Genomic DNA, 13,169 nt, shown 5'->3' with positions numbered 1-13,169 from the left:
TATCGAAACATGGTATTGTGTTAGGTAGAGAAAATTATGGGAGGATTGGGGAGCGATCGCAGTTCTGGGTTTGGTCAGCGCGATCGCACCTCTGGAGTTTGCAAGCGCGATCGCTCTCCCCATTCTCATTCTGTTTACTGTTGCAGTTCCTCAAGCATTTCCTGAGCTTTCTCGGAAGCTGCATATTCGCCTTGGGCGTCAAATAGATTCACGGCTTGCTGTAAATCTTCAATCGCCCCTGAGCGATCGCCGATTTGATTGCGTGCTACTCCCCGTTGAGCATATGCCTCAGCATACTCGGAGTAGTTGCTAATTGCTCGATTGTACTGTTCTATGGCTCCTTGATAATCTTTATTTTGCAGCATGGCGTTCCCTTGGAGAAAAAAAGGTGCTGCCCGCATAAATTCTTGCAAATTGCCGAAGTTATTGGGCGTTCCAGATCCATTTCTTCGGTTGCTTTGTTTGGGTGATGGCATGATATGAGCAGAATATTCGCCTGCTATTTTTGCCGCTCGCGTTTCCTCAATGGTTTTGCTAGGGGTGGAGCGAATCGGTTCTGGAAACAGTCCAACTAAGGTAGTAACTGTGGCGGTAGCGACCAAAATGCGAGTCAACACTGTAAACTTGGAGTAATTGGAAGTCATCATTTAGAAAAAAACAGGCAATTTGTCTAGTGATATGGGTAAATTATCGCCAAAAACAGACCGAATAATACTGCAAACAAGTTAATCGAAGATAACCCAAGTTGATATCCGAGTGACAGAGGAGCGATCGCCGATTTGTACCCGTGAGAAATCGGCGATCCATCACTGCCTAATGTTGCTGGAATAACCATCCTAATCGAGTTCTATCAGGGGTTAGTCTTCAGTGTTTAATTGGCAGAATTTTAGGCGCTGTAATAGGTTTCAGAGGTGCTGATATTGCCATACTCATCTTGGGAAGCGGTTACTTCATAATCAGCAGAACCATCGCCGTCATAATCCACCGCACCATACCCCACATCAGCATAACCATCGCCATTGGTGTCGGCGTAAGCCGTGCTAACATCCGCGTATCCATCACCATCGGTGTCCCATACTTCCACTGTGGTGTCAGCATAACCATCGCCATCGGTATCGTAACTCCCATAGGCATAGTCAATTTGCCCGTCGCCATTCGTATCTTGGTAATATTCGTTGCTGCTGCTGTAAACCATAATTTTGTCCTACAGATTTTTTGGAGTTGAAAAATCGCCGAGGCAAAACTCCTCAGCTTTGGCTGGTTTGGCTACAATGCCTAATTTCCAAATTGAAGGAGATTTATCTCTTCAACTGTGAATGAGTAGCATCTTACGCAAGATAAGACGTTTCAGAGGTACTGATGTTACCCGCATCGTCCACGGAAGCGGTGTATTCATAATCGAAAGAACCATCGCCATTCTCATCGGTACGATACCGTGCCCTATCGGCGTAACCATCACTATTGTCATCGAAGTATTCAACTACCTCATCGTGGTGCCCGTCCCCATCGGTATCGGAGCTGACATAAGAATAATCAAAATTTCCATCCTTATCATCATCAAAGGCTTCAGCTACCGTCTCATAATACCCATCACCATCGGTATCATAACGACCATAGGCATAATCTATTTTGCCGTCACCATTGCTGTCGTCATAGGCAGAGTAAGCAATTTTGGTCATGAGTTTTCCTCCGAATTTATGTTTGAACGATCTAACCCTGGGTTGGCGATTGATATATGTCCCCGATCGCTCTCCACAAGAGCGAACCACCCAGTTTGGGGAAATGAGTGGATGTGTTCGCGATCGCCTCTTGATGCCGAAAGGTCTTCATCGGTAGAATTTTCCTGAGTCTCGTTGCGAGTTTCATAAGGAGTATCGCTCGTCAAACGTAAATTGGAAAATCCCCGTAAATCGCGAGGATTAACTACCCGATCGTCAGCGAATCCATTGCCATGATTATCCCAAGAAGCAGGATCGACATCAAAGGAGCGACCACGATCGCGATTTCAGATTTTATTGTTGTTTCATACTCCCCTTTCCCATTTTTATTATAGCTTACTTTAGCGGGATAAACATGTTTTTGTTTGAGGTATTTTTTTTGGCTCCCCGGCTTTTCTTACGGTAAACCATTGGTTGAATATCCCGCTCTTATCCCCTGGATTACGCCTCCCTTTAGTCACTGGCGGCGATTAATTCGCGGAATGCATGAAATCCATTTTCATGGTAGCACATCGATTCAATAATCAAGGTTAAATTTGATACAATATTACCAATTAATTTTTTGTCTAAGATCCATAAATTGGCGTTTTTCTTCTTGCAAATTTTTCTGACTTTTGTGGCTGTTGTCCACAGATTTTTTCATTTCCGACATATGAAGACCTATTTTGTCGCTTGTGGATTCTATCAATGTCTTGAAGTGTCGTTCTTCCGCTTCGATTTGCAAATGAATTTGCTGGGATAACTTATCGGCAATACTTCTAGCTAAAGATTGATAATGATGGCATAAGCCTTTGCGTAAGTTATCGGTAATTTGCTCGATTTTTGAAGTTTCGCTGTGTTTCTGGGCGACTTGTTTTCCGAGTACCCCCATCCCCGCGCTCATCAGAAGGATTGGATACCCCATTGCCAAACCGACAGCACCGATCGCCGCCGAACCCAATAACATCAAATTGTTGCCAGAAGCTTTGTCTTGATAAGAAACCTGATTGTCAAATTCCACAAAAGAATATTGCAAGCATTGGTAAACATCAAAATCCGAGTTGGCTGTAAAAGATGAACTGGGCAAGTCGAGACCGGGAATAAAATCAAACCCTGCATGGGTGCGCTGAAAAACTCCCTGCAAACCGCCTTCTGCATAGGTGCTATAAACGCGCTCCCATTCATCTTTTGCCCACTGACTCATCTCTCCGTAACAAAGACGGTTTATATACGTATGGATAGTATTCTCTTGCCTCAGTTGTGGAGAATCTAACTGGAGCGATACCCGATCTTTCTCTTTGGTGACAACCGGCTGCAGGTCGTCGGTAAACTGTTTGATTTTATACAGCAAACTTTCTTTACTAAAAGCATCGATTAATGCGGCTTTTGATTGATTGAGATCCAGCCGAATTTGTCGAAATGACCTTTCTTTGTCGTCTGCCACTTGCTTGAAAGCTTTTCGGATTTGCCGATCCAACTCATCAAGCTCGACCCCTGGAGGTAAGGGGACTGACTGGTTCTTGTGGTTTTTCAAATGCGCTTCTTTGTCTGCATAAGCCCGTTCCAGAATGCCCAGTTGTTCCTTGACTTTTCCGGCAACCCGCTGAATCAGAAACGATTCGCGTCGCTCGATGGCCGATTGTTCTAGAAACTGGAGAAAGCGATCGCACTCTTGCTGCACGTTTGGATCCAGTTCGCTGGTGGGTTGAGGATTGGGATAGAAAGGATGCAGGGGAATCAAAGGGAGAGCAACAGCAGCTTGCAGATTCTGGGATTTGAGCCATTGCTTCAAGGCATCAATATGAGCGCTCACGGTTTCTGGCGCGCGATCGCTCGCCGACACATCCACGATCGCGATCGTTTTAAAAAGTTGCCCTCGAGCGGCTCGCTCAATTAGCTGTTTTTCGGGGTTAGAAAGGGGCATCGTGGGGTTAATAACCACACAGAGAATATCGCACTCAATCAGGTCTTCATAAAGTCGCTCGTTTGGGTCTGACAGTGGGTTCCGGGCCGCAGCATGAGGGTGTGACTGATTCGCCGCCACGTTATAGTCAAACTTAAAAATTAATTCGGGACTGCGATCGGTCGGTTCTGGATACCCCAGCACGATCCGATCGTCCGGCTGCAACGTATAGCATCCTTGGATGCGTTCGCCGTTGATGTAGGTGCCATTACTACTGGTATCGCAGATTTGCCAGGTTTTTGAAGCATTTCCCTGCTCGGAATTGGCGATGGGAATAATTTCGGCATGATGCCCGGATGCAAAGCTGTATTCATTGGGAATCTGAATCTGACAGTCCGGGCGACGTCCAATCCGCAATTTACCCTGGTTGGGGAGGGGATGACTAATTGGCTCTTGGCGGCGGGAATCAGTAAATTGAAGGATGACCGGTTCGGGAACGGCTAATTCCGTCCGCTGGTAGCCACCCTGGTGGATGGGAATTTCGGTTTGCTGATATTCCTCGGGTAGGCTGGCAGTTTGAAATTGATATAAAGCCGGCAGGGTAGGACTTTGACCCGTCAATTTGGCTACCGCATAAGCCAGGGGCGAAGACTGACTGACGATTTGAAATAGCAGCTTTCCACTTTTGAGTTTGTGGGTCAAGCTGCCGAGTTTTCGCGCTACGGCAGCAAAGTTCGGGTCTTGTTGCCCTCGATCGGCAATAAATTGATGAATGTTTTGTAGATCCTGAATCGGTTTGTCGGTTTTGGGTGACATGGCGTTTTTCTCTAGCTAGGGGTTTGTGGTTTGGGCAAGCGATCGCTTTAAGGGCAAAATCTGCGATCGGAATAGGGCAGCGGCTAACATACAAATTCCGCCGTTAATCGTTAAGGTGGTCGCGGCTCCAATCCAATCGGCAACTGCTCCTGCCAGTAAGCTGCCTAATGGCACCATCCCCAGATAAGCGAGCGCAAACAAGCTCATAATTCGGCCTCGCTTTTCGTCCGGAACCAGCGCTTGTAATAGGGTATTGCTGGCCGCGACTTGGAGGACCAAACACAGTCCGGTACAATAGAGAGCTACGGAGGAAACATAGAGATTTTCCGATCTAGAGAAGCAAAGCAAGCTCATCCCCGTGAGAGCCGTTGCCCAAGTCATAATCGTTTCTAAGCCAATGACGGATTTTCGCGACATTAAATAGCAACTGCCGCTTAAAGAACCCAATCCGGCAAAGGCCATCAGAACTCCCAGGGTATCCGATCCTCCGGCGAGAGCCTCTTTGGCGAAAATGGGGACGAGATAACTATAGGGCATCGCCATCAAGCTGACTAAAGCTAGCAGCAGGATAATCGAGGCCACGGGAGAAAAGCTAGCCGCATAGGTAAATCCTTGTTTTAATTGTTGCCAGGGGCGGCTGGATACCGACCTCAGCGCTTTTTGGGAAACAGTTTTCATCGTCAGCAGGATGGCAATGAGGGGTAGATAGGTCACTGCGTCAATTAGAAAGCAAAAACCAGTTCCGAGGGTACCAATGGCGATCGCCGCTAAGCTCGGCCCGAGCAACCGCGCCGAACTGATGGTGAGTGAATTCAGGGCGATCGCTTCCCCTATCTCCCTTTTGCTATCTACCATCTCGGCAATCCACACCTGCCGCGCCGGTACGTCAAAGGCATTGACACAGCCTTGAAACAAGCTCAATGTCAGAAATGACGTCATCTCGATCCGTTCCGTGAGGGTCATAAACGCTAACACCAGTGACAACAGCGCCGCCAGAGTTTGGGTTGCCAGTAAAACCTGCTGGCGATTCCATTGGTCTATTAATACACCCGCCACCGGGGAGATAAATAGACTGGGAATTTGGGTGCTGAAGCCAGCCAAACCGAGTTCTAGCGCCGAACCCCCAATCTGATAGACCAACCAAGCCGCTGCAACTTTAGCCATCCAAGTGCCGACTAAGGAGATTCCTTGTCCGCTAAAAAACAGACCGCAGTTTTTAGAGCGCAATACTAGGCTGGTCATAAACTTCCTACCGAGTTGCAGTTGTATGGAGCGGAAGGTTGGGAGTTTGGGCTGCCTCGATCGCTCACTCTGTGGGCACAAAGTCGTAGCCGGTTTTAGAGCGACTGGCTTGTATAGAAGGCATTTTCTGGACTTTGACCAGGGCGAAATCCGATGGCACGTCTCCGGCGATAAACTGGATTGTCCCGGAAGCGCCAGTGGTGGAAAAGTCAGAAGCCGCCAGTGCAGTTTGAATGCCCTCGCGAGTCGGACCGTTGCGTTGGATCGCTTCAACCAAGGATTGAGCCGCATCGTAGGACATCGCCGTTACCCAATTGACGCTCGCCCCCCAAAGCTGGTCAGCGCGCTGCGAGAACGGATCGGACGGGCTGTAGCGCCACGCAACGGCTAGCACCATGTCCACTGCTGCTTCTCGACCTTCGTTTAATGTTTCATATCGATATAAGGTGGCAATGTCTCCCAAAACTTTGAAGTTACCAAACTCGTTTGGGTATTCATCGATCAGCCGCAAAATTTTCCAAATTTGGGGGAGGGTCTTGATACTCGGGAAAAGCACGATTGCCTCTGCACCTCGCTCTCTGGCAGTTCGCAGGCTGCGTTCCGGATTGAAATTCGCTGAAGATAGGTCGAATGTCTCCAGGATTTGCCCCCGGGTGCCCAACTCTTTGGCAAATGAGTCGGTCAAGTCGCGGATAAATTCCAATTTGGGGTTGTTAAAAATTACGACATTCTGGAGTCCCCCAGTCTGCACTACGCGATCGGCCAAGGCTTGCGCGCCCTTGCGAGTGTCGATCCGGTTTGTGCGAAATAGGTACGGATTGCTCCCATCGGTCAATTCGTCCATCACGCTGATGGGAGTCACCAGAACCAGATTCGCATCTCGGTAAATCGCTCCAGCTCTCTTACTCACCTCAGTGCGATTGTGACCCATCACCCCGAGAATTTCGCTGTTGGCGGCCAATTCTCGGGCAAGGTTTTCGATGTTGTCTGGATCGTCTTGGTCGTTAACGATAACCAGTTTGAGCGGTACGCCATTAATCCCGCCTTGCTTGTTTACTTCATCTTGCGCTTGGGCAAATCCCCGCAACATCTCCTTGGCGCGATCGGGACTGTTCGTGGGCACCGAGGCGGCTAGGGTATAAGCGGGATTATTGCCAATCTTGGCATTATTCAAATAAATGCGGGTTTCGGGTGCATTCCGACTTTGCTCGAGGGCTGCTTCAAATTTAGCGGTAGCTTGCCAATAGTTTTGGGCTGCCATCGCCTGCACGCCTTCTTGTTTTAATTGAGTAAATTTTTGATTGTTTTCAACCTCGGCGGGAAGCAAAATTGCTTCTCCCGAACTGATGCGTTGTGTGGACATTCCCAGGTTGCCTTGGCTTGCGGATGGGTTTGTCATGCCCTGCCCGTTACCCTGTCGGGAAAGCGAACCCTCAATCAACCAAGCGCCGAGTCCTAACACCGCGAAGGCAACCACCCCGGCAGCCCCTAACATTATCTTCCGGTTGAGGGATGCTTGAGGCAATCCGGCGACGGGCGCGGATGATGCCGCAGATGATGCAGAGGATGAGGCCGGGGTCGATGCCGGGGTCGATGCCGGTGCCGATGCCGGTGCCGATGCCGATGCCGATGCCGGGGTGAATGCCGACGTTGTCGAAGTTGGGGAAGCCGATACCGGGGCAGCGATCGTGGGCTGATACTCGGAGTCAGATTTGAGGGAACTCAGCGCGTCTTTGGCACTCTGGTAGCGCTCGCGCCAGTTTTGACGAACCATCCGGGTGATAAAGTCCTTGAGTCCGGGACTGACTTCTGGGGCAAGGTGCTGCCAGTTAATTTCTTCACTGTAGGGATCCCGATGTTCTGTTTCTAACTCTAGGGCATTGAGTCCCGTCAGGGCTTGAATGCCGATCATTCCCAACGCATAAAGGTCACTGTTGAGTCGAGGCCGACCGACCGCCTGTTCCATTGGCCGATAGCCCTGGGTGCCTACGGAAACGGTAAAGCTAATTGCGCCCGACTCGCTGACCATTTGCCCCCGCACTTGCTTCACCGCACCAAAATCCACCAGCACCAAGGCATTGTCATGCTGACGCCGAATGATGTTGTCGGGTTTGATATCCCGATGAATGGCATTGTTGCTATGTACGAAATCCAGAACCTCTAAAATTTGTCCCAGCATTTCGATAACATTGCTTTCCGGCCAACCCTGACCTTTAACCAGTTCGGAACTCAGCGGATGTCCGTCAATGAACTCTTGCACTAAGTAGAATTCTTGGTTCTCTTCAAAATACGCTAAAAGCTGCGGAATCCGCTCGTGCTTGCCTAGGGTTTCTAAGGCTTCTGCCTCTTTGCGGAAAAAATCCCGGGCGATGGTCCAGCGGTCTTCTCGAGAGGCGTCGGACAAGGTGGGGTCTTCAATGCCCAGTGGCTTGAGCTGTTTGACCACGCACTTGGGGTGGCTCGGTTGCTTCAGGTCTTGGGCAATGTAGGTTCGCCCAAAGCCTCCCGCTCCCAGAACTTGTAGAATTTGGTAACGCTGGTCGAGTAATTGGTCGATCATTGCATTTGGGGGTAGTATAGTGGCATATTTTTTAGCCATCGGATTTTTTGGGAAAAATCGACAGCACCGGTTTATAATGGTACGACGATTGGCAACAGCTCCTCCCAGTGATTGGTAGCGCACCCCTCATTTATGTAAAGCGCAATGCCCTCCAAGTGGTAAGCACTTCCTTTCTGATTCTCCCTTGTGGCCAGTGAAGAATTAAATCTAAACGGTAGCCCAAAGACCCGGACTGGAATATTACATTCGCAGAACCTTGGCCAACCCATATCTCCTCCCTGATGTTTCTGTGCTTCAACTGGCGGTTTTTTTTAAATACTAAAGCTTAATGTATTCCACCTACTCTCTCCTGTCAATTCATAAAGGTCAAAAATTTTTGCCACTTTTTAGTTTATATTGTTCATATAGTTCATACAATTTGCCGACTTCTACAGCGCGCGACGGACAAAAGGTCAATTCACACCGGGAGAAATTCCCGGGTTGGGGGAGCCTATGGGTGGGAGCCAGAAAGCCACCAGTCCTCTCCCTCCGGGAGGTTGGGGCGGTTTCCTCGGTCTGGAGGTTGGGGGTTGCTTTTTTAGTTCAGATGGGTCATAATGTTTATAAAGGGGCAGATATGGTTCATTTCTCGATTCTTCCGGGATAAACAATATCTGAATTCCGCTGGGGGCGGGAGGAACCATCTAACGCAAACCCAGAGAAGAGAATCAAGCGCTTCCTTCATCTCTCCTGTAGGTATTCTTGCGGGAGAATCCTCTAAATATCGAGCGGAATACCGGGGAATTAGCCTTCACCTCTGACTCTCCCCCGGGGAAGTCTCCCGCCCCGTCGGATCCCATCGGCTACCCCAATCTTCAAAGCGTAATAGGGGATTGGATAGTGTAAGGACACGGTAATGCCGCGTCCCTACGGTGGGTGCAATGGAGCGATTTGGCCTTTATCGAGAAGTTATGGCTACGCCACTATAAAATTCCTCGAATTCGCTGTAAGACAGGTCAATAAATCCATCTTGAACTCCGTCGGGAGAAGTAATTTCGTTCCAACTATCAACTCCCCAAGGATTGCGAACGATAATACGCTGCTCACCCGATGGGTTAATGTAAGCATGGGTCACTGAGTATGCATGACCGTAAACAATCAGCTCCTTCTTTGGTTCTGGCTCGTCCGAACTTTTTGAGCCTGCGGTAACAAATTCGCCACTGTTCAAAGCATTTTGGATTTGCTCGAAACTGATAGAATTGCTGTAACCCGATTCTGTGGTGAAAGATTCTACATCGCGTCCCGTAACTCGCTGAAGCGGATCCCGGATGTTGTCCCCGTTGCCAATAACGTTATAGCCATTCTGATTCACCTCCTCTCCTCGCCACTGAGCGTAAGCTCGCTCGACGAGCGGCACCCAAATTGCATTATTATTAGGATTGCTGACTCGCGACTCTTCATCAGCTGTCGCGCCGAAAAATTTAGTGCTATCCTGTGTAACCACGCGACTGTCAACGGTGACATACTCTGCATTGCCCGGGGTTGAGTAGAAGCGGACAGTGTAAGTTCCATCACCATTGGGAATAATCATGTTGTCGATAATCGAACTAGATGTGTCGTTCGCATTGTCGCTCCACACCGAGCCGAAAACTGCACCCACAGCCGCTAAGAACGCGCAATTGCCAAATTGACCTTGGTCAATATGGCTAATGCGAGCGCTTATCGGATCTGCGCCAGCGGCACCAATGAGGTCGCCCTGTACTTCTGCGTACTGGAACTCAAAGTTTTTACGCTTTCTAGTAAAGGCTGCCGATGGGGGTACGGTGCCTAAGAACCAACGGCCTACCAGAGACTCAAACGAAGATGCGTTAATATTAGCGGTAGCATTTTCGATCGCCTGGTTAGAGAGATATTTCACATACTCCGGCATCCGGAACCGACTGCTATTATTGACCAGTGTCTTTAAGCCCTCCAACTCGTTGCGATCGACAATCCTTTCATCCTGTACGTCGCGCAACAGCGCCAGCATATCATTGCGACTTAAGACACCATCGGCGGCGAGTTGGCGACTTTGTGTCTGAAGTTGAGCATCCCGAATATTTTCCGAGAAAAAGTCGGTGACTGGTTCTGGATCCGGGGTGGGATCTGGATCGGGAGTCGATTCGGGAGTAGCGCTCAGACTATAGCTTCCCGTGGAATTCTCGGCAAAACTCGTGACCCGAACTAGGTAATCAATTTCTGGTTGTACCGTAAAGATTAACTCGGAGTTCGTTAAATTCAGGAAGTTTAGATCGGCATTTGCATCATTGTTCTCCACCAAATTGCCCAATCCATCCACCAAATTGCCCAATCCATCCACCAAATTATTGAAATTATTTAGATTACTCAGATCCAAATCATCGTTTTCGGCAATGACTTCGCCGGTCGCCGCATTTACCAGTTGCAGGTAGGTATCCAAAGCATCGGAGTCTAAGTTGATGCGGATTTGTTCTCCTGCGGTGACATCAGTCAACCGATAGTCATCTTTAAAGGTGCCCTCACGCAAGGGGTTGGTTTGGTCGGTTTCATCTAAGTAGCCTTCCACGCTTTCATCAGTCCCAATCGTGGCTACACCATCGATGCTGGCGGGAAGACTGGCGCTCAAGCTGTAGTTGCCCACTGCGTCTTCGTTATAACTGGTAACTCTTACCAGGTAATCGATCCCGGATTGTACCGTAAATGTGAGTTGAGAATTCAGATTGCCGGACTCGATGTCATCGTTTTCCCCAATCACTTCTCCGGTTTCCTCATCCACCAGTTGCAGATAACCATCGAACTCAGTTGAACTCAGGTCGATTTGGACTTGCTGATTGGGAGCGATTCCGGTTAAGCGGTAATCGTCGCTGAAACTTCCTGTCCGGGACGGGTTGCCAAAATCAGTGTTGCTCAAATCACCATTGAGGGATTGACCGGGGTTAATTTCACCCACGACTGTCTCTGGCGCGACAGTTGTTAGAGTATAGTCTCCGAGTCCGGGAGATTCAAAGCTGGTCACGCGAACGATATATTCAACCCCATCCTCCACTGTAAAGCTCAAGGCTGAGTTATAGTTGCCGTTCGCAACGTCAATATCATCGTTTTCGACAATCGACTCTCCGGTGAAAGCATTAACAACTTGCAGGTAGGTATCGAACTCATTGGAGTTGAGACTGACCTGCACTTCCTGACCGGAAACCACATCCGTTAACTTGTAATCATCAGCGAATGTGTTAAACCGATCGGGGTTGGGGAAATCGGTGTTGGACAAACTCTCCTGAATGGTATCGTTCCCTTCGATCGCGGGTAAAACTTCTCGTTCTACTAAGCTGCCCGGTGTCGCCAATAAATCTAACTGATAATCCGTATCTGCGCTCCCTTGGGAAACTCGCAGATAATAAGTCCCGGCGGATAAGCTGCCAAAACTCTGCCCCGGATTGTTCGCCGATGCGCTGGAGACATTCAGCACCTCGCCGTTATCTACGACGCCATTGTTGTTGAAATCTTGAATCACTTCTAGAGAAGCGTCAGCATCGTCAGGATCGAGGGTAAAATCAAAACTGTTGTTGGTGTCGAGGCTAAAGCGGTAGACATCTACCGGGTCGGGATTGCCGACGAAATCATTCACCTCGGTTTCGCTAATCAATCCCAAATCCCGTGCTTCGCTTAGGGTATTTCCCGCACGGTCTGGTGCGACATCAAACGGCGTTGCTGTAACGGTCAGGTTATAATTTGTATCTCCCTCGTACTGCTTGACTCGGAGCGAATATGTACCGCGGTCTAAATTAAGGTTAATGGCTTCGGGGCTGGTCGATGCGGCTTCGGAAGAACTGAGAACTTCGTTAAAGTCAACTTCGCCATTGCCGTCCGAATCTTGAAACAGTTCTACATCAGCATCGGCGCTCAAACCGTCGAGAATCAAGCTGAAATCGCTGGTTCTGTCGATACTGAAGCGATACCAATCTTCGAGGTCAGAATCTCCCACGAAGTCGCTACGAGTTAGAGTTCCGTTGAGGGTGCCGAGGTCGCTGGCGGAACCAAGGTTGTCGTCTAGTGCAGCATCGGCGGCTACAAAACGACCGCTGAGCTGTTCTGGCGAGACATTATTGACTCGCCCCAAGATGGCGTTTGAACCCTGAACCCGGATTAACGTTCCCTCTTCCACGGCTTCTAGGGCTAAGGAAGCTTCGCTTAGTCCTTCGGTTAATCCGATCTCATCCTCGCTACTATTGAAGTCAACAATAGTGTCTGCTGCGGCTGGATCGAGTTCCGCTGTATCGGTTCGCAACACAAAGGCGTCTGTGCCTTCCCCGCCAATGAGAATGTCTTGACCTTTGTCGCCGACTAAAATATCGTCGCCGTTTCCACCAATTAATATGTCGTTTCCTTGACCGCCGAATACAACGTCATTACTGCGATCGCCCAACAGGGAATCATTCCCTTGGTTGCCATAGATAAAGTCATCGTTGCGACCCCCATGAATGGTGTCTGCACCATCACCCCCAAATAGAGTATCGCTGTCTTGATTTCCATTGAAAAACTCAGGGTCTCCCGATCCGACCACCGTATCGCTGCCCTGGAAAGCACGCAGTCCTTCGGGAAAACTCCCAAGCAGTCCTGCTGTTAATTCAAAACTGTCTGACTCGGGTGTTAAGTTAAAAAATTCCTCTTCCATCATTACGCTCCTAGCAGTTTATAAGGAATCATGAAGAAACTGGTTTGAGTTTGGCGACGCGGCGCAACCCGATATTAATCATGGCTCCATCAATCATAGCCTTACTCATCTCTGTAGAGACGCAATTTATTCTCTTAAAATACGAAATAAATCGGGCCTCTACTGCTTACCTGACCACTAAATTTATGGCCTAATTTGCACCCTTGCTGAGTTAACTCATCAAGCAATGTTTGAGAGAACTATAGTCTGATTGGCTGATTGCTTTCCGGACTGACAAGCAAG

General features: G+C 49.0%; 8 protein-coding genes. 1 reads left to right on the top strand and 7 read right to left on the bottom strand.

All coding sequences use genetic code 11. From position 1 onward, the window contains the following. Window positions 1–134: 134 nt before the first annotated feature. The 3 genes from AC0QH1_RS01365 to AC0QH1_RS01355 form a co-directional block, all read right to left on the bottom strand. Window positions 135–614 carry a tetratricopeptide repeat protein gene (locus AC0QH1_RS01365; RefSeq protein ID WP_324628954.1) on the bottom strand — a complete coding sequence of 160 codons (480 nt, stop codon included), beginning with the start codon at window positions 612–614 and terminating at the stop codon, window positions 135–137. 272 nt (window positions 615–886) lie between these two features. Next, window positions 887–1,195 (bottom strand): hypothetical protein, encoded by a 309-nt coding sequence (locus AC0QH1_RS01360; protein ID WP_324628953.1) that lies wholly within the window; start codon window positions 1,193–1,195, stop codon window positions 887–889. Between the two features lie 133 nt (window positions 1,196–1,328). Then, window positions 1,329–1,679: a hypothetical protein gene (locus AC0QH1_RS01355; RefSeq protein ID WP_324628952.1), complete on the bottom strand. Its 351-nt coding sequence runs from the start codon at window positions 1,677–1,679 to the stop codon at window positions 1,329–1,331. Between AC0QH1_RS01355 and AC0QH1_RS01350 the strand changes: the two genes are divergently transcribed. After that, window positions 1,678–1,836, top strand: coding sequence for a hypothetical protein (locus AC0QH1_RS01350; protein WP_324628951.1), 159 nt, complete (start codon window positions 1,678–1,680; stop codon window positions 1,834–1,836). The genes AC0QH1_RS01355 and AC0QH1_RS01350 overlap by 2 nt on opposite strands. A gap of 429 nt (window positions 1,837–2,265) precedes the next feature. On the opposite strand, the gene AC0QH1_RS01345 is transcribed toward AC0QH1_RS01350, so the two are convergent. From AC0QH1_RS01345 to AC0QH1_RS01330, 4 genes are all read right to left on the bottom strand, one after another. Next, window positions 2,266–4,416 carry an FHA domain-containing protein gene (locus tag AC0QH1_RS01345; RefSeq protein ID WP_324628949.1) on the bottom strand — a complete coding sequence of 717 codons (2,151 nt, stop codon included), beginning with the start codon at window positions 4,414–4,416 and terminating at the stop codon, window positions 2,266–2,268. A gap of 15 nt (window positions 4,417–4,431) precedes the next feature. Continuing rightward, window positions 4,432–5,658, bottom strand: a complete 1,227-nt coding sequence (locus AC0QH1_RS01340; RefSeq protein WP_324628948.1) for an MFS transporter — start codon at window positions 5,656–5,658, stop codon at window positions 4,432–4,434. Between the two features lie 64 nt (window positions 5,659–5,722). Then, window positions 5,723–8,218 carry a bifunctional serine/threonine-protein kinase/ABC transporter substrate-binding protein gene (locus tag AC0QH1_RS01335; RefSeq protein ID WP_324628947.1) on the bottom strand — a complete coding sequence of 832 codons (2,496 nt, stop codon included), beginning with the start codon at window positions 8,216–8,218 and terminating at the stop codon, window positions 5,723–5,725. Window positions 8,219–9,155: 937 nt separating this feature from the next. Next, window positions 9,156–12,890 (bottom strand): C2 family cysteine protease, encoded by a 3,735-nt coding sequence (locus tag AC0QH1_RS01330; protein ID WP_324628945.1) that lies wholly within the window; start codon window positions 12,888–12,890, stop codon window positions 9,156–9,158. Window positions 12,891–13,169 lie beyond the last annotated feature (279 nt).

Source organism: Phormidium sp. CCY1219, from assembly GCF_055795085.1.
The sequence above is the reverse complement of the archived record's forward strand: the minus strand, read 5'-3'. Positions and strand labels throughout refer to the sequence as shown.

What these genes read in the sequence shown, in the direction of transcription:
- AC0QH1_RS01345 (WP_324628949.1), bottom strand. Translation starts at nt 4,416, where the DNA reads ATGTCACCCAAAACCGACAAACCGATTCAGGATCTACAAAACATTCAT.
- AC0QH1_RS01355 (WP_324628952.1), bottom strand. Translation starts at nt 1,679, where the DNA reads ATGACCAAAATTGCTTACTCTGCCTATGACGACAGCAATGGTGACGGC.
- AC0QH1_RS01360 (WP_324628953.1), bottom strand. Translation starts at nt 1,195, where the DNA reads ATGGTTTACAGCAGCAGCAACGAATATTACCAAGATACGAATGGCGAC.
- AC0QH1_RS01340 (WP_324628948.1), bottom strand. Translation starts at nt 5,658, where the DNA reads ATGACCAGCCTAGTATTGCGCTCTAAAAACTGCGGTCTGTTTTTTAGC.
- AC0QH1_RS01330 (WP_324628945.1), bottom strand. Translation starts at nt 12,890, where the DNA reads ATGATGGAAGAGGAATTTTTTAACTTAACACCCGAGTCAGACAGTTTT.
- AC0QH1_RS01350 (WP_324628951.1), top strand. Translation starts at nt 1,678, where the DNA reads ATGAGTTTTCCTCCGAATTTATGTTTGAACGATCTAACCCTGGGTTGG.
- AC0QH1_RS01335 (WP_324628947.1), bottom strand. Translation starts at nt 8,218, where the DNA reads ATGATCGACCAATTACTCGACCAGCGTTACCAAATTCTACAAGTTCTG.